Consider the following 17,705-nt stretch of genomic DNA (forward strand, 5'->3'; position numbering starts at 1 on the left):
GGGCGGGGCAGGACGATGAGCGTCAGGGTGCTACAGTGACACTCATGTCGCGTGCGGCAAGCTGCCCGTTGGCGGCATTGCGATAGGCGAGTTCGATCGCCGGGCGAGCGCTTTCGCGCGCAGTGGCGGCACAGCGCCGGGCAGCGGCGATCAGCCGCGGCATCTGCTCGTTGGCGACGCCGCAGACGCGGTCGGCCGCGCTGGCGACGCGGCGCTCGAGCATCGCCTTGCCCGTCGCGCTGGCGAGGTTGAGATCGGAATAGCGGACGTTGGCCGAGCGCTCGCCACCGGCCTGGGCGGGGACCGGGGCGAGCAGCGTGCCAGCGACGAAAGCGGCGATCGCGGCCGCGCGCGCGAGATTGTGCAACATGGGGTGACTCCGGACGTGGCGCGCCATTGCCGGCGCTGATCCCGGCTACGCCTCGCCCGTGGCGCTCGCCAGCGCCGCTCGACCAGCGCGACAACCGCATCCACCGCCGCCATTCGATCCGACGAACGACCGATCGTCGGCGACGAACGTCGGGCCGTTTTTCACGCCCCCGAGATTCGACGCATGTGGTGGCTCATTGGCTTGTATGGTCCAGCTCGCGGGCGAGCGTGTCGCAGCGCCGGATTTGCACTCTCGTCAGTCGCCGAACACGACCGTCTTGGCGCCATTGGCGAGGATGCGGTGCTGGACATGCCAGGTCACCGCCCGCCCGAGCACGCGGCTCTCGATCTCGCGGCCCTTGCGTACCAGATCCTCGGCCGAATCCGCATGCGTCACTGGCTCGGTCTCCTGATGGATGATCGGACCCTCATCGAGCTCGGCGGTGACGTAATGCGCGGTCGCGCCGATCATCTTTACCCCGCGGGCATGCGCCTGATGATAGGGCTTGGCGCCCTTGAAGCTCGGCAGGAAGCTGTGGTGGATGTTGATGCAGCGGCCCGACAGATACGCCGCGAGATCGTCCGACAATATCTGCATGTAGCGTGCGAGCACGACCAGCTCGGCGCCGGTCTCGTCGACCAGCGCCTTGATTCGCGCTTCCTGCTGCGGCTTGGTGTCCCGCGTGATCGGCAAATGGTGGAACGGGATATCGCCGATCGCGGTGACCTGTAGCGCGTCGGCGGGATGGTTGCTGGCGATGCCGACCACCTCCATCGGCAGCTCGCCGATCCGCTCCTTGTAGAGCAGATAGCTGAGGCAGTGATCGAATTTCGAGACGAGGATCAGCACCTTGGTCCGGCGGTCGGCGGGGACCAACTGCCAGGTCATGCCGAACGTCTCGGCGACGCTGCGCATCTCCGCCGCGATCGCGCGGTCGTCGCCCGCGGTGGCGAAGGCGATGCGAAGGAAGAACAGGCCAGTCTCCGAATCCTCGAACTGGCGCGAGCTCTGGATGTTGCCGCCGTTGCGGAACAGCACGCCGGTGACCTGATGGACGATGCCGGGCCGGTCGGGGCAGCTCAGCGTGAGGATGTACGAACGGGACATGCGATGATCCTGATCTGTCGGGATGAAAACTAGGTTAGGCAGGAACGCGGCACGAGCGATCGTTAGCGCCGCGAAACAAGCTGAGCCAGTCCGCCGCATCGGCGAGCCCGCGACGAGAGGGCCTTTTCTATCGCTCGCCATGCAAATCAGTGTGTGCGGAACCGCAATCACAAGCGCATTGGCGGATATCGATTTGGGTTTGCGGCCATGTTTTTTCGGCATCGCCGCGCGGTTGCGGTCGCATCCGTGCCAGCGCTGGCCTATAGCCCGCGCAAAGTCGGGATGAAGGAGATTTTCGAAGATGGACGGACGGTTTCTGATCGCGGGCGAGCGGATCGCGACGGGCGAGACCTTTGAAGCCTATGATCCGGCGGCTGGCGCGAGCGCAGGCCCTGCGTTCGAGGTCAGCGGCGCGGCGCATGTCGATCAGGCTTGCACCGCCGCCGCCGCCGCGTTCGACGTGTTCCGCGAGACCTCGCCCGAGGCGCGCGCCGCGTTTCTGGAAGCGATCGCGGCGGAGATCGAGACGCTGGGCGATGCGCTGGTCGAGCGCGCGATGCTCGAAAGCGGGCTGCCGCAGGCGCGGCTGACGGGCGAGCGCGGGCGCACGACCGGCCAGTTGCGGCTGTTCGCGTCGGTGCTGCGTGCGGGCCGCTGGGCGGGCGTGGTGATCGACAGCGCGCTGCCCGAGCGCCAGCCGCTGCCGCGCAGCGACCTGCGTCAGCGCAAGATCGCGGTCGGGCCAGTCGCGGTGTTCGGCGCGTCCAACTTCCCGCTCGCCTTCTCGGTGGCGGGCGGCGACACCGCCTCGGCGCTGGCGGCGGGCTGTCCGGTCGTGGTCAAGGCGCATCCGGCGCATCCGGGCACGTCGCTGCTCGTCGCGCAGGCGATCGATGCTGCGGTGGCCAAGTGCGGCTTGCCACGTGGCGTCTTCTCGCTGGTGCAGGGGCCGGCGAACGACCTCGGCGCGGCGCTGGTCCAGCATCCCGCGATCAAGGCGGTCGGCTTTACCGGTTCGCGCGCCGGCGGGCTGGCTTTGGTCAGGCTGGCACAGGCGCGGCCGGAACCGATCCCGGTCTATGCCGAAATGTCGAGCGTCAATCCGGTGCTGCTGTTCCCCGCCGCACTCGCCGCGCGCGCCGAGGCGTTGGGCGCGGCGTTCGTCGGTTCGCTGACGATGGGTTCGGGGCAGTTCTGCACCAATCCGGGCCTCGTGATCGGAATCGACGGCCCCGACCTCGACCGGTTCGTCGCTGCCGCGGCGGAAGCCATGGGCGGCGCGCAGCCGCAGGTGATGCTCACCGCCGGTATTCATTCGGCCTATGCGAACGGGGTCGAGACGCTGGCAGGGCATGACGAGGTGACGCTGGCCGCACGCGGCGCCGAACCCGCCGGCTGCAACCGCGGTCAGGCGGCGTTGTTCACCGCCACCGCACAGGCGCTGATCGCCAACCCGGCGCTGGCGCATGAGGTGTTCGGCGCGTCCTCGGTGGTGATCCGCGCGCGCGACTGGGACGAGGTGTCGCAACTGCTCGAAGGGCTCGAAGGCCAGCTCACCGCGACGCTGCACCTCGATGACGGCGACGCCGCGCTGGCGCGTCCGCTGCTGCCGATCCTCGAGCGCAAGGCGGGGCGCATCCTCGCCAATGGCTGGCCGACCGGGGTCGAGGTCAGCCACGCGATGGTGCATGGCGGACCCTATCCGGCGACTTCCGACCCGCGCAGCACGTCGGTCGGCAGCGCCGCGATCGAGCGCTACCTCCGCCCGGTCTGTTATCAGGACCTGCCGCAAGAATTGCTGCCCGATGCGATCCGCGACGGCAATCCGCAGGGCTTGCCGCGGCTGGTGGACGGCGTCGCTGAATGAGTGACAGGCGGGAGACGGGGCGCGGTTCGCCGCTGGCGATCCCCGTCTTCCGCAATCTCTGGGCAAGCAACCTGCTCTCCAATTTCGGCGGGCAGGTGCAGACCGTCGCGGCCGGCTGGCTGATGGCGTCGCTGACCGGATCGCCGCAGATGGTGGCGCTGGTGCAGGCGGCGGTGTCGCTGCCGATCATGCTGCTGATCCTGCTCGGCGGCGCGCTGGCGGACAGTTTCGACAAGCGCCGCATCCTGCTGTCGGCGCAGGTCTTCATGCTTGCGGTGTCGGGTGTGCTGGCCGGACTGGCCTATGCCGGGTGGGTGACGCCGTGGCTGCTGCTGGCCTTCACCTTCCTCATCTCGGGCGGGAGCGCGCTCAACAATCCGGCGTGGCAGGCGTCGATGCGCGACATCGTGCCGCGCGAACTGATCAGCCGCGCGATCGGGCTCAACAGCACCAGCATCAATCTCGCGCGCACGCTTGGCCCAGCGATCGGCGGCGGGATCGTCGCGGCATTCGGCGTGGCGGCCGCCTTTCTCGCCAATGCGCTGAGCTACCTCGCGCTGATCGTCGCGTTGCTGAACTGGCGTCCGGCCAAGTCGCCTGCTCAGCTTGGCGGGCGCGAGCCGATCGGCGCGGCGATCGTGACGGGCGTGCGCTATGCCGCGATGTCGCCGCATCTGCGCCCGGTCGTGATGCGCGGCGCGATCTCGGGCTTCTCCGCCAGCGCGGCCTTCGCGCTCATGCCGGTGGTGGCGAGCCAACAGCTCGGCGGCGGGCCATTGCTGCTCGGCGGGCTGCTCGGCGGGTTTGGCGGCGGTGCGGTGATCGGCGCGCTGGCGAGCGGGCGGATGCGCGAGCGGATCGCGGCGGAATATCTGGTGCGCGCCGCGATGGCGCTACTGGCTTCGGGGTTGTTGGTGCTGGGCCTGTCTGCGCATGTCGTTCCTGCCGCATTCGGCGCGGCGCTGGCCGGGGCGGGCTGGGTGCTCGCGCATTCGAGCTTCAACGCAACCGTCCAGCTCGCCGCGCCGCGCTGGGTGTCGGCGCGTTCGCTCGCGCTCTACCAGACCGCGACGTTCGGCGCGATTGTCGCGGGCAGCGCCTTTTTCGGCATGATTGCCGAGCGCTCGGGCGTGTCGCTGGCGCTGATCGCGGCGGGCGCGTTCCAGCTGATCGGCGGGCTGCTCGGGCTGCGCATGCGGCTGCCCGCGGCGGAAACGCTCAACCTCGATCCGCTCGACCGTTGGACGCCGCCCAAGCTCGACATTGAGGTCGACCCGGCGAGTGGCCCGGTGTTCGTCGAACTCGAATATCGCATCGCACTGGCGGATGCCGGCGCATTCCAGGCGGCGATGGCCGAGCGCGAGCGGATCCGCCGCCGCGACAGTGCGCGCGATTGGGCGCTGTGGCGCGACGTCACCGACTCGATGCGCTGGGTCGAAAGCTATCGCGTGCCGAGCTGGGCCGACTATCTGCGCCATAATCAGCGGCGTACGCAGGAGGATGTCGACAATGTCGATACACTGCTGCGGCTGCACATCGGGACGGACGGGCCGCTGATCCGCCGCCACATCCGCGCCGGGAGCGAGGTCCGCGCGCCGGAACCTGAATTTCCGCCCGCGACGCCCTAGCGGCTACCAGGCATCCTGCGTCGCGAAATAGCGCTGCCAGAAATCGAACCGCTCCGCCGACGAGGCGATCGCGATCGGGCCGAAGCCGTCGCCCACCTCCATCACTTGCGGCCTGGCCGGATCGAAGGTGGGCCAGACCGGCAGGCCTGCGCCGTTGGGATCGCCGGTCTTGATGTAGTTCGCCCAATAGGACGACATCATGTCGGCGACCTTCCGGTCCTCGTCGGTCCAGGGCAGGTCGTTCGCATGCAGGCTGTCGAACATGTACATGAGTTCAGAGCCGTGGAACGCGCCGCGCGTCTTCACCGACGGACCCGCCAGCGCATGCGTCCAGAAATAGGTATAGACCGGCTGCTTGACCGTCCGCGTCCATTCCTTCGCCCACAACCAGGTCGAGATGCGCGAATTGTCGCGGACCGCAATGTTGCTCGCGCGCGATGCGCCCATGTCGGTCGCGGCGGGGTAGAGACGGAGAAACTCGCCGGCGAGCGCACCGAACTTGCCGCGCGCCCAGCTCTCGTAACCGGCAAGCGTGACGTTGGTGTTGGGCATCCCCGCACGGCGCGTGCCGGGATTGGCGCGCAGCCCGTCAAACGCGGTTTCGGGCACCGCGCCACTCTCGTCGAGATTGTTGCCGGCGAGGTAGAAGACCGCGTTCTGCGATCCCGCCGCGAGCGTCTCGCTATAGGTCCTGGGCACCACCCAGCCGTCGATCGCCGGGCGGAACAGCGGCGGCTTGGCCGGGGTGCCGGTATCGACGCTCTCGTCTGCGACGCCGCTGCCTTCGAGCAGCTTCTGCCATGGCACTTGCCGCAGCGCCGCGAGCGAACGCCCGCCGCGCGTCTCGACATAGTGCACACCTGCTTCCTCGGCCTGTTTGAGCGACCGCCATGAAGTGTTGAGGTAGCGCAGTTCCGGGTCGCGCGGATGCCGCACCTGGCTCTCGGCGATGCTGCGGTGGAACAGCCCCTTGGCAAGCGGCGACATCGACAGGAAGCCGACCGATCCTGCGCCCGCCGACTGGCCGCCGATCGTCACGCGCGCGGGATCGCCGCCGAACGCGGCGATGTTGCGCTGGACCCATTTGAGCAGCGCGACATCGTCGAGCAGCCCGTAATTGCCCGAGGCGCCATGGCCCGACTCCTTGCTCAGCTCCGGCGTCGCGAGGAAGCCGAGCGGGCCGAGGCGATAGTTGAAGGTGACGACGACCACGCCCTTCTTCGCCAGCCCCTCGCCGTTGAACTGCGCGTCCGACCCGGTGCCTTCGTTGAACCCGCCGCCATAGATCCAGACATAGACGGGGCGGCGCTCCTTGTCCGACTCGGCGGCGGTCCAGACATTGGCGGTCAGGCAATCCTCGCTCATCTCGAGCTGCTGGCCGGGGCGAGGATGCTGCGGACAGGTGAGGCCGTACTGGTCGGCGGCGCGCACGCCCTTCCACGGTTTGACCGGGGCCGGCGGTCGCCAGCGCAGCGCGCCGACCGGCGGCGCGGCATAGGGAATGCCCTTGAACACGCGGACCGACGCGTCGGTACCACGCGTGCCGCTCAACTGGCCGGAGTAGATGCGGACGATGTCGGTCCGGGCGCCGCTTTGCGCGAGCAGCGGCGCGGCGAGCGTGGTGGCAGCCAACCCGAAAGCCATCATTCGCCTCGATCGCGTCATCGTCATCCTCTCAGCTTCAACGTTGTCATCCGGCGACGGCAGCCTGGGCGCCGTGCGCGGTATCGCTTTAACCGATCGGGGGCGGACGCGACGATAGGATTGGTGCGGCGTTCGATCGGTTTGCGTGTCGGCAGCGCGACAAAATCAATCCGTGGCAACCGGAATTGAATGCCGTCTTTGCCGCACGCCCGATGCATTGAGAGGCCGAACAGACCTGCCGTGCGACTCGCATTTGATCAGGGCGGTTTGTCAACGTTGTCTGATTGCATGAGCCAGCCGGCAGTTCGAACCGGGCGGCGCACAGGGTAGGAGGGGATTATGAAGCGTCTTCGTCTCAACACGATCTTGCTGGCGGGCGTCAGCGTTGTCGCCTTTTCGGGCAGCGCGCTCGCGCAGGATGCCGATACGGCCCCGGAGGCCCAGGAGACCGCCGAGCAGGCGATCGTCGTCACCGGTTCGCGCACGATCAGCAACGGCAACAACAGCCCGACGCCGGTCACGGTGATCGCGACCGACACGCTCAAGGACCTGCGCCCGACGAGCCTGACCGAATCGGTGCAGGTGCTCCCGGTCTTTTCCGGCTCGCGCAGCCAGACCAGCAACCCGTCCGCGACCGGCGGCGTCGGCGGCGGCAATGGCGTCGCGGCGCAGCTCAACCTGCGCAACATCGGCGCCAACCGTAACCTCGTGCTGATGGACGGCCGCCGCGTGCCGCCGACGTCGATCAGCAACATCGTCGATGCCGACGTTATCCCGCAGCTGCTGATCGAGCGTGTCGATACCGTCACCGGCGGCGTGTCGGCGGTCTATGGCTCGGACGCGGTTACCGGCGTCGTGAACTTCATCACCAACAAGAACTTCACCGGCGTGAAGGCCTATATCCAGGGCGGCATGTCCGAATATGGCGATGCCGGGCAGATGTCGGCGGGCGTTGCCGCGGGCAGCGACCTGTTCGGCGGGCGCGGGCATCTGACGCTGAGCTACGAATATCGCGACGACGAGGGCGTCGATCGCCGTTCGGCGCGGCCGTGGTTCAACCGGCCCGTGGTGGTCGGTAGCGGCACCGTGGCCGCGCCGTACCGGCTAATCACCAACGCGACGCTCGCCAATCTGCCGTTCGGCGGGCGCATCACCTGCACCGGGGTCTGCCCGGTCAACGGCCAGTATTTCGCGAGCGACGGCGTGCTCAGCGCGTTCGTGCCGGGTACTACCTATGCCGGCACGCCCAACACGCAGGTCGGCGGCGCGGGCGGCTATGTCGATCTGACGCTCAAGGCCGAGCAGCGCATGCACCAGATGTATGGCCGGTTCGACTTCGAACTCGGCGAGAACATCAACTTCTTCCTCGTCGGCAGCGCCAACTACAAGCGCAACTCCTTCTACACCGACGAAGTTCAGCTTCAGAACATCACGATGAGCCGCACCAACGCGTTCCTCGCGCCCAGCTATCAGGCGCAGATCCCGACCGCGACCTTCACCTTCAACCGCATGTTTGCCCAGCCCGAGCGCGCCAACGCCGTGCCGGAATCGCGCCAGCTGATGGCGACGCTGGGGTTGAACGGCAAGGTCGGCAGCTTCGACTGGAACTTCGCCTATACGCGCGGGTCGTCGCGGCTCGAGACGCTGCTGCGCAACAACGTCAACAACCAGAAGCTGTCGGCCGCGCTCGACGTGGTGACCAACGCCGGAGGCCAGCCGGTCTGTTATGCCGCGACGCAGGCGGCGACCGCGGCGGCCTATGCCAGTTGCGTGCCGCTCAACCTGTTCGGCCCGACCTCGGCCAGTGCGGCGGCGATCGACTATATCCTCGATGACACGCCCTATGTCGCGCAGACCAATCAGGACGATGTGATCGCCGACATTTCGGGTTCGCCGTTCGACAATTGGGCGGGGCCGGTGACGGTCGCGCTGTCGGGCGAGTGGCGCAAGCAGACCTTCGAGTCGAGCAGCGCGGCGTCGCCGGTGATGTACGCCGACTGCACCAATCTGCGCTTCAACTGCACCGCGCGCAACGTGACGACGGGCGCCGGGACCTTCCTCTATCGGCAGACCTTCCCGGCCAGCCCGCAGATCAAGCAGTCGGTGTGGGAAGTCGCGGCGGAGGCCAATGTGCCGCTGCTGCGCGACACCGCCTTCTTCAAGTCGCTCGATCTCAACGGCGCTGTGCGCTACACCAGCTATGACACGGTCGGCGATTACTGGACGTGGAAGATCGGCGCCGACTGGCATCTCAACGACGACCTGCGCTTCCGCGGCACGATCTCGCGCGACATCCGCGCGCCGACGCTCAACGATCTTTACGCGCCGACTTCGGTCGTCATCGTCAACAATCAGGATCTGCTGACCGGTGCGACCAACCAGGTGCCTTCGGTCAACGTGCCCAACCCGAATTTGACGGCGGAGATCGGCAAGACCTGGACCGTGGGCGGTGTGTACAAGCCGAGCTTCATTCCCGGCCTCAGCCTCGCGGTCGATTATTATTCGATCAAGATCGACGGCGCGATCACGACGGTTCAGGGCTTCCAGGCCAATATCCAGAACGGCTGCAACCTCAACGGCGTGTCGCTCTATTGCGACCTGATCGTGCGCAATGCGGCGGGGACGGTGACGTCGTGGCTGGTGCGCCCGGTCAACCTCGCGCAGATCGAGACTTACGGCGTCGATTTCGAACTGAACTATAATGGCCGGCTGTTCGGGCAGGCGTTCAACCTTCGCGGTCTCGCCGCGTGGCAGCCGCATATCCGTTACATCCAGCCCTCGGTGCCGACGATCGACCAGGGCGGCGTGGCGTTCGGCTCGACCGGCCTGACGTCCAGCCCGTCGGTGCGGCTGACCGGTATCGCCAGCTATGCAGTGACCGACGCGTTCAAGGTCAGCGCGATGTACCGCTGGCGCAACCGCATGAAGCTGTGGGGCGATCCGACGGTGGTGTGGGCGGCGGGCGAGGGTACGGTCGCGCCCTATGGCCAGATGTCGCTCAACCTGTCCTATGAGTTCAAGCCGTCGACCATCGGGAGCGCCGAGGTCTTCCTCAACATCCAGAACCTGTTCAACGCGATCCCGCCCGCGGCGAACGCGCCGGGCACTTCGACCTCGCCGGGCGGGTTCGGCGGCTTTGCGATCACCGACGATCCCATCGGCCGCTTCTGGACCGCGGGCGTGCGCTTCCGCTTCTGATCGCTTCCTCCCGAAGCACCCAACTGCGCCCTTCGGCCTTGGCCGGGGGGCGTTTTTCTTTCAGGCGCTGTCGCGGCTCAATCCTTCGGTACGGTAGAAGCGCTCGATCGCTTGCGGCGAGGACAGGCGGATGCCGGGCAGGCCGAGCCGGGTGAAGGTCGCCGCGTTGCGCTTGCGGCTGCGCGGCGTGGCGATCACGATGTGATGGAGCATGTCCCATTTCAGCGTCTCGCGCGCGCCGGCGAGGCCACCGATGCGCGAGCCGCGCTCGAACAGCGTGCGGCGGAGATAGCGCCACAGGCTGGTGGCTGCGGACACGTCGAGCAGGATGACGCCGGTCGCGCGCGACAGCCGTTGCGGCAGGCAGCGCGAGTAATTGCCGTCGATCACCCAGCGTTTGCCCGCAATCGCCGCATCGTGCAACGCGATGAACTCGGCATCGGGGCGCGGTTGCCAGTCGGTGTCCGGCAAATGATGGAGCTGGTCGAGATGCACCGCCGGCAGATCGCGGGCGCGGGCAATGGCATCGGCCAGCGTCGACTTGCCGCTGCTCGACGGCCCGAGGATACAGATGCGGGGGCCGAGATCGTCGAGCGTCATGTCGGCTGCTCTACGGCAGCGGTGCGCCCAGCGCGATCCAGATCGTGACGATGGCGCTGAGCACGATGCCGATCAGCGCACGCGTAGCCGGGGCGGTTGCCGGTTGCTCGGTCGCCGCCGCGACCCGCTTGCGGCCCGTCACCATCGGGCGGACGAGGTTATCGCGCCGGACGAAGACGTAGAACAGGATCGCCGCGAGGTGCAGCCCGATCAGCGCCAGCAGCACGTTGAACATCGTCTCATGCCATTCGGTCGCGGCGTCGGACGTCTCGAAGCTGACGAGATCGGCGAGTGGCCCGGCGAACTGGCCGTCGGTATCCTGTGCGAACAGGCCGAGGCCGATCTGCAGTCCCAGCAGTCCGAGCAGCGCGATCACGCTCACCGCGCCGAGCGGATTGTGGCCAATCGATGCAGCGCCCGAGCGCAGATAGCCTGCAATCGCCGCCGGACCGCGCACGAACGAGGTGAAGCGCGCGGTCGCGCTGCCGGCGACGCCCCAATAGAGGCGGAAGATCAGCAGTCCGAGGAGGACATAGCCCAAGATGCGGTGGACGCCGAGCTGGCCGAACTCGGCGCTCGCCCACATCGCCGGGATCAGCAGCACAAAGGCCCAATGGACCAGCCGGACCGGCCAGTCCCACAATCGAATCTCGATCTCCGGCGGCGGCGCTTCGGCCGCGACCGGCTCACTCATTCCTTCGCCCGGAAGCTGTCGTGGCAGCCCTTGCAGGTCGGACCGAGCGCCGCGGCGGCAGTCTTGACCGCGGCGATGTCGCCTGCGTCCGCAGCCGATTTCAGCGCGGCGGCGGCGGCGGCGAACTTGCCCGCTGCCGCCTTGAACTCGGCGGGCTTCTGCCAGATCTCGGCCTTCGCCTCCGTCTTGACATCTGGCTCTGGTCCGGTGGTGCCGGGGAACCAGCTCGGTAGCGCCTTGGCCGAACTGTCGATCGACTCGGCGTTGGTCTTGATGACAGCCAGGTCGGGCGCGTCCTTCTTCAGCTCGGCGCCGATCGCCTTGTTGGCCTTGCCGATCGCTTCGAACTTGTCGTGGCGCGGGCTTTGCGGCTTGCCCGAGCAGGCGGTCACCGCCGCCAGCACTGCCATCATTGCCACCGAAGTCATGGCACGCGTCATACCGATTCCCCTTGCTTGAACGACGAGAGTTTAGCCGCAACGCACGGCCGCGCGATCAACAACCGTGGCCCAGCCTATAAGTTTCGTTGCATCACGCCAACGGTTGCCGTCAGCCGACCTCGCGCAGCAGCGGACGCACCGCATTGCCCGCGACATGGCGGCGCAGCAGCTCGATGAAGTCGCGGTGAAGCTGGGTCGGCAGCCAGTCGGCGCGCATCGTGATGCCGATCGACGGCGGACGGTCGATCGGACCGAACGACAAGGGCGCCAGCGTCCCGTCCTCGTGCAGCAGCTCGTAGGAGGTCATCAGCGTCAGCCGGTCGCTGCGCGCGAGCAGGTGGCGGATCACCGGCAGCGAGCAGGTCGCGATCGAGGCCTTGGGCGCCTGCCCCGTGAACAGCCGCTCGAAGCACGCGCGGCGGCTCGACCCTTCGGTCGCCACCACCCATTCGTGATCGAGCAAATCGGCCACCGTTACCTTGCCCTGGCGCAGCAATTTGTGCCCGCGCCGCGCGACGATGTTGTACGGCGTTTCGCCCAGCGCCTCGTTGGAAAGATCGTCGCCGAGCGTCTCCTGCACGATGCCGATCACGAAATCGACGTCACCGGCACGCAGCCGGTTGAGCATCTCCGACGCGCCTTCGTTGATGATCTTGACGTCGGCGTTGCGGTGCGTGGTGACGAATTCGTCGAGTACCGAGGCGAGCAGCACCGAGCCGCCAAAGGGCAGCGCGCCGATCGTGATCTGACTCGCGAAATTGCCGCGCGCGGTCTCGATCTCCTTGATGCCCCACTCGATCTCCTGCGCGGCGAGCTTGATCTTGCGGCCGAACTCGATCCCCTGCGGCGTCACCATCACGCCGGCGGCGGTGCGGTAGTAGAGCGACTTCTTGACGTTGCTCTCGAGATCGCGCGCCGCGCGCTGGAGCGAGGCTTGCGACAGGCCGAGCGTCGTGGCGGCCTGCGCGAACGAGCCGCCATCGACGATCGCGATCAGGCTGCGTGCCTGCGAGCGCGAGATGCGGCGCGCGATCACCGGCGCGGCACTTTCGCCGCCGGGCACGCCAAGGTCGATCAGCGCGCGCTCGATCAGCGCGAACAGCCGCGTGGTGCGGCGGTGAAAAATCTCGCCCAGCTCGTTGAGATAGCTCCCGCTCGCGCGGCGTTCGAGCAACGCAACGCCGATCTGCTGTTCGAGCTTGGCGAGCGACTGAGTCACTGCCGGCTGCGACAGGTTGCACTCTTCCGATGCCTTGCGGACGCTGTTCAGCCGGCCGACGCTCTCGAACAGTTTGAGCTGGCGGAAACTCAGCGACGCGGCGATGCCGGCTGCATTGGTGTCCATTGATTTTGCTCCTCTCCTGACAAGAGGCGTAGCAGAAATTGATATGGGTTCAAACACCAGTTTTATCGCCCCGATCGGGCAACGAATCACGCTATATCACTCTGAAAACAATAGATTTCATATAAATTTCTTGCTCTTCCAATTGGCCCTTGAACAGATTGAACGTAAATCATCTATCGATCGTGTTTACACGAAACTTATAACGCAGTGCAGCGTGCCTATCACCCTGATTCTTCGCGCGCATCTCCAACCGGCGATAGGAAATGCGTGGCGCTAGCCAAGATTTGATCCGGGCTTGTTGACCCCGCGCCGCTTCCGGCGCTCTTCACGAGGGGGCAAGCGTGGCCGTGAGACACCGGGGGTCGGACGCCGCCGCGCGAAAGGTTCAGGAGACACATCTGTGGCGGGTAAGGTTCATCTCAAGATCGCGGTTGCCGAGCATCCGCACACCTCGGCGATCCGCAGCGGCGAGATCGAGATCGAAGGCGTCGATGCCGAGTTCGTGACGGTCAAGCCGCAGATCGGTGCGTTCCGCCGCATGGTCCGCGATGTCGAGTTCGACGTGTGCGAGCTGGCGCCGACCACCTATATCATCGCGCGTGCCTATGGCGCGCCATTCGTCGCACTGCCGATCTTCGTGGTGCGCCGCTTTCACCACGCCGGTATGCTCGTCCGTCCGGATGCCGGCATCAAGGTGCCCAAGGATCTGGAGGGCAAGCGCGTCGGCGTCCGCGCCTATTCGGTCACCACTGGCGTATGGATTCGTCAGGTGTTCATCGACGAATATGGACTCGACAATTCGAAGGTCACCTGGGTGGTCGATGACGAGGAGCATGTGACTCAGCTCGAACTGCCGTCCAACGTCATCCATGCGCCGGAAGGGCGCAGCCTCGCCGACATGATCGCCGCGGGCGAGTTGCAGGCCGGCGTCGAGGCCGCGGCGGGCATCGGCCGGACCGGCGCGCCGACCGGCGGCTGGCAGGAAGTCGAGGCCGACTATCCCGACCTGATCCCCAATGCCGCCGAAGCAGAAGCCGAATATTATGCGCGCACCGGGGTCTATCCGATGCATGGCACCATCGTGGTCAAGGATTCGGTGCTTGCCGAGCATCCCTGGATCGCGCGGTCGCTCAACGACGCGTTCACGCGTGCGAAGGACGAATGGGTCGCCAAGCTCAATTCGGGCGAGGCGACCGGGGCGGGCGCCGACAAATATCGCAAGCTCCAGAAGATCGTCGGCAGCGATCCCTTGCCCTATGGCATCGAGGCGAACCGCGCGACGATCGAGGCGCTCGAAAAGACCGCATTCGAGCAGGGGCTGACGCCGCGCCGCATGTCGATGGACGAGCTGTTCGTCGATCCGCAAACCGTTGCCGCGCGCCAGGACGCCTGAACCATGATCATCGATTGCCACGGCCATTTCACCACGGTTCCCAAATCCTTCCGCGATTGGCGCGCACGCCAGGTCGAGTTCGCCGACGATCCGGTCAACGCGCCCAGGGTGAGCGAAGGTGCGATCCTGACCGACGACCAGATTCGCGAAGGGATCGAGGGCGGCCAGCTCAAGCTCCAGCAGGAGCGCGGCAGCGACGTGACCCTGTTCTCGCCGATCGCCGGACTGATGAGCCATCACCTCGGCAACGAGCGCACCAGCCTCGAATGGGCGCGCGTGTCGAACGATAACGTCAAGCGCGTGACCGAGCTCTATCCGGACAATTTCGTGCCGGTCTGCCAGCTGCCGCAATCGCCCGGCGCGCCGCCCGCCAACAGCGTGCCCGAGCTGCGCCGCTGCGTCGAGGAACTTGGCTTTGTCGGCTGCAACGTGAACCCCGACCCGACCGGCGGCTACTGGACCGGTAAGCCGTTCACCGACCGCGAATGGTACCCGCTGTTCGAGGCGATGTGCGACCTCGACGTGCCCGGCATGGTCCACGTCGCCGCGTCGTGCAATCCGAACTTCCACGGCACCGGCGCGCATTATCTGAATGCCGATACCAGCGTGTTCATGCAGATTCTCCAGTCGGACCTGTTCAAGGACTTCCCGACGCTACGGCTGGTGATCCCGCATGGCGGCGGCGCGGTGCCTTATCATTGGGGGCGCTATCGCGGCATGAGCCTCGAGATGATGGACCGGCCGCTCGAAGGGCTGCTCGACAACATCTTCTTCGACACCTGCGTCTATCATCATCCCGGCGTCGAGCTGCTCACCAAAGTGGTGCCGGTCGATAACGTGCTGTTCGGATCGGAAATGATCGGCGCGGTGCGCGGGCGCGATCCCGACTCCGGCGAATATTTCGACGACACCAAGCGCTATGTCGATGCGTGCGATGCGCTGTCGGATGACGACCGCTTCAAAATTTATGAGGGCAATGCGCGGCGGGTCTATCCGCGGCTGGACGCCAGCCTCAAGGCGCGCGGGCTGTAGGAAAGCCGCTTTTCAATCGTTCCTCCCTCCACGGCCCCGTTCCCTCGCGGAGCGGGGCCGTCTTGTTTGAGCGCATCCCGACCGGCTCAAAACTTATGACCCCGCGCGCAGCTTCGACTGTTCGCCTTGCCCGGTTTGACGGAAGCAGGATCGGCAAAGGGCCGGTCGAACCGGCGGGGGAATTAGGAGCAGGGCGTGCCGTCTTCGATCGTCGATATCCATCCACACGTCATTTCGGACGACGAGAGCGCCTATCCGCCCGCGCCGCTGTTCGGCAAGCGATCGGACTGGTCGCAGGAGCGGCCGAGCACGGTCGAGACGCTGATCGCGCAAATGGATGCGGCCGGTGTTGACAAGGCGGCGGTGGTGCACAGCTCGACCACCTATGGTTTCGACAACAGCTATGTCGTCGATGCCTGCAACCTTTATCCCGGCCGCCTGCTCGCGGTCGGTTCGGTCGATGTGCTCGCGCCCGATGCGGTCGCGACGATCCGCGACTGGGTCGGCAAGGGGCTGGGCGGGCTGCGCGTGTTCACCGGGGGCAGCACCAAGGACTTCGATCCGAGCGAGTTGGACGACCCGCGCGCCTATCCCGCCTGGGAGGCGCTGGGCGAGCTTGGCCTCACCATGTCGATCCAGACCGGCCCGGTCGGTCTGCCTGCGGTGACGGCGCTGGCGAAGCGCTTTCCCAATGTACCGATCATCCTCGATCATCTCGGGCGCCCCGACGTGACTGACGGCCCGCCCTATGCGGCGGCGCGGAGCCTGTTCGAGCTGGCGGCGGTCCCGACGATCTACCTCAAGCTCACGCCGCGCATCATGGGCGACAGCAAGAAGGGCGCCGCGACGCCCGAGACTTTGTTCCCTCGGCTGGTCGAGGCATTCGGCGCGCAGCGCATGGCGTGGGGCTCGAACTATCCGACGTCGGAAGGCACGCTGGCCGAGATCAAGGCGACCGCGGAGGATCGCTTCGCGACGCTGTCGGCCGGCGATCGAGAGTGGATTTTCGGCAAGACCGCGCTCACCCTATACCCGCAATTGACCGCGGATATGGGTATAGCCCGCGCCGTTTGAGGAGAGACAAGACCATGGGCACCATCGCGGAAGAAGCGCCTGCCGCGCCGGCGGAATCCAGATCCGCGGTGGCTAGCGCGGCGCCGTGGGGTATCCTCGCGCTGCTCACGGTCGGCGTGCTCATCGCATATTTCGATCGCACCAGCATCTCCTCGGCGCTGGCCGACAAGAGCTTCATCGCGCATTTCGATATGTCCGACGCCGACCGCGGCTTTGTCGGCGCGGCGTTCTTCTGGTCCTATGCGCTGATGCAGATCCCGATGGGCTGGATCGTCGACCGCTTCGGCGTCAAATATCCCTACGCGATCTGCTTTGCCTTGTGGTGCGTCGCGACCGCCGCGACCGGGCTGATGCACGTCGTCGCGGGCCTGTTCGTCATGCGGCTGATCGTCGGACTGACCGAAGCGATCGTGACGCCTGCCAGCTACCGCTGGATCCGGCTCAACATGCCCGAGACGCATGCCGGCACCGCCGTCGGCATCTTCGCGATGGGTAACAAGATCGGCGTCGCGATCGGCGCGCCGATCGCCGCCTGGCTGATCGTGACGTTCGACTGGCGGCTGATGTTCGTGATTTCGGGGCTTGCCGGGCTGGTCTGGCTGATCCCGTGGATGCTGCTCGTCAAGCGTGACTATCTCGCCAAGACCGAGATCGCCGCGGCGCGGCGCAAGACCGGCCAGGTCACCTTCCGCAGCATCATCAAGGCGCCGGTGATCTGGGGCGCGATGATCGTCAATTTCTGCTACGGCTATTTCAGCTTCTACTGCATGACCTGGATGCCGGCCTATCTGGTCGAGGAACAGGGACTCTCGCTGCAGGAATCGGGACTCTACACCTTTTTCAGTTTCGCCGGGATCGCGCTCGTCGCGGTGGTGGCGGGCTGGGCGGCGGATCGCATCATCGCACGTGGATACGACGCGATCATCACGCGCAAGGTGTTCATCGTCGCGGGCTTCGCGGGGGCGAGCACGGTCCTGCTCGGCGCCTACGCCCATAGCCTGGAATGGGCGCTGTTCTGGAACGTCTTCTCGCTCTCCGCGCTCGGCCTCACCACCGCCAACAATCTGGCGTTGTGCAAGATCACGCTGATCCCGCCGCCCGCGGTCGGGCTGTCGGTCGGCGTGCAGCAGGTCGCGGGCACGCTGTCGGGCGGCGTCGCGGCGGGGCTGTCGGGCTGGCTGCTCCACACCACCGGCAGCTATGACGTGCCGATGATGGTGATCGTCGCCTTTCTCGCGATCGGCGCGGCGGCGTGCATCATCCTGCTGCGGCCGAAATGGTCGCCCAAGATCACCCAAGTCGAGGACTGAATC

General features: G+C 66.5%; 14 protein-coding genes. 7 read left to right on the forward strand and 7 right to left on the reverse strand.

What is annotated here, in order from left to right:
• Window positions 1-22: 22 nt before the first annotated feature.
• The gene (locus M9978_RS05320) at window positions 23-370 is read right to left on the reverse strand and encodes a UrcA family protein (RefSeq protein WP_254291941.1); all 348 of its coding nucleotides are present in this window, start codon (window positions 368-370) and stop codon (window positions 23-25) included.
• 255 nt (window positions 371-625) lie between these two features.
• Complete coding sequence (gene purU, locus M9978_RS05325; RefSeq protein ID WP_254291942.1) at window positions 626-1,477, reverse strand: formyltetrahydrofolate deformylase; 852 nt, start codon at window positions 1,475-1,477, stop codon at window positions 626-628.
• A gap of 301 nt (window positions 1,478-1,778) precedes the next feature.
• Between purU and M9978_RS05330 the strand changes: the two genes are divergently transcribed.
• A complete protein-coding gene (locus M9978_RS05330) occupies window positions 1,779-3,344 on the forward strand; it encodes an aldehyde dehydrogenase (NADP(+)) (protein WP_254291943.1) in 1,566 nt (521 codons plus the stop codon).
• The gene (locus M9978_RS05335; protein ID WP_254291944.1) at window positions 3,341-4,972 is read left to right on the forward strand and encodes an MFS transporter; all 1,632 of its coding nucleotides are present in this window, start codon (window positions 3,341-3,343) and stop codon (window positions 4,970-4,972) included. Before M9978_RS05330 ends, M9978_RS05335 begins: the two co-directional genes overlap by 4 nt.
• Window positions 4,973-4,975: 3 nt before the next feature.
• Here the strand turns inward: M9978_RS05335 and M9978_RS05340 are convergent, their stop codons facing one another.
• Window positions 4,976-6,616, reverse strand: coding sequence for a carboxylesterase/lipase family protein (locus M9978_RS05340; RefSeq protein WP_254291945.1), 1,641 nt, complete (start codon window positions 6,614-6,616; stop codon window positions 4,976-4,978).
• A 339-nt stretch (window positions 6,617-6,955) separates the two neighbouring features.
• Between M9978_RS05340 and M9978_RS05345 the strand changes: the two genes are divergently transcribed.
• Window positions 6,956-9,814, forward strand: coding sequence for a TonB-dependent receptor plug domain-containing protein (locus tag M9978_RS05345; RefSeq protein ID WP_254291946.1), 2,859 nt, complete (start codon window positions 6,956-6,958; stop codon window positions 9,812-9,814).
• A gap of 60 nt (window positions 9,815-9,874) precedes the next feature.
• Here the strand turns inward: M9978_RS05345 and M9978_RS05350 are convergent, their stop codons facing one another.
• The 4 genes from M9978_RS05350 to M9978_RS05365 form a co-directional block, all read right to left on the reverse strand.
• Window positions 9,875-10,414, reverse strand: a complete 540-nt coding sequence (locus M9978_RS05350) for a P-loop NTPase family protein (RefSeq protein WP_254291947.1) — start codon at window positions 10,412-10,414, stop codon at window positions 9,875-9,877.
• A 10-nt stretch (window positions 10,415-10,424) separates the two neighbouring features.
• Entirely contained in the window at window positions 10,425-11,108 is a 684-nt protein-coding gene (locus M9978_RS05355; RefSeq protein WP_254291948.1) for a cytochrome b/b6 domain-containing protein, read from the reverse strand.
• Window positions 11,105-11,548 (reverse strand): c-type cytochrome, encoded by a 444-nt coding sequence (locus tag M9978_RS05360; RefSeq protein WP_254291949.1) that lies wholly within the window; start codon window positions 11,546-11,548, stop codon window positions 11,105-11,107. Before M9978_RS05360 ends, M9978_RS05355 begins: the two co-directional genes overlap by 4 nt.
• A 109-nt stretch (window positions 11,549-11,657) precedes the next feature.
• Complete coding sequence (locus tag M9978_RS05365; protein WP_254291950.1) at window positions 11,658-12,893, reverse strand: LysR family transcriptional regulator; 1,236 nt, start codon at window positions 12,891-12,893, stop codon at window positions 11,658-11,660.
• Window positions 12,894-13,293: 400 nt separating this feature from the next.
• On the opposite strand from M9978_RS05365, the gene M9978_RS05370 reads away from it, so the two are divergent.
• The 4 genes from M9978_RS05370 (at window position 13,294) to M9978_RS05385 (ending at window position 17,702) form a co-directional block, all read left to right on the forward strand.
• The gene (locus M9978_RS05370; protein WP_254291951.1) at window positions 13,294-14,286 is read left to right on the forward strand and encodes an ABC transporter substrate-binding protein; all 993 of its coding nucleotides are present in this window, start codon (window positions 13,294-13,296) and stop codon (window positions 14,284-14,286) included.
• Window positions 14,287-14,289: 3 nt separating this feature from the next.
• A complete protein-coding gene (locus M9978_RS05375) occupies window positions 14,290-15,318 on the forward strand; it encodes an amidohydrolase family protein (RefSeq protein ID WP_254291952.1) in 1,029 nt (342 codons plus the stop codon).
• A gap of 195 nt (window positions 15,319-15,513) precedes the next feature.
• Window positions 15,514-16,392 carry an amidohydrolase family protein gene (locus M9978_RS05380; RefSeq protein WP_254291953.1) on the forward strand — a complete coding sequence of 293 codons (879 nt, stop codon included), beginning with the start codon at window positions 15,514-15,516 and terminating at the stop codon, window positions 16,390-16,392.
• A 14-nt stretch (window positions 16,393-16,406) separates the two neighbouring features.
• Window positions 16,407-17,702 (forward strand): MFS transporter, encoded by a 1,296-nt coding sequence (locus tag M9978_RS05385; RefSeq protein ID WP_254291954.1) that lies wholly within the window; start codon window positions 16,407-16,409, stop codon window positions 17,700-17,702.
• Window positions 17,703-17,705: the final 3 nt, after the last annotated feature.

The organism is Sphingomonas tagetis (assembly GCF_024211275.1).
Lineage (GTDB): Bacteria > Pseudomonadota > Alphaproteobacteria > Sphingomonadales > Sphingomonadaceae > Sphingomonas > Sphingomonas tagetis.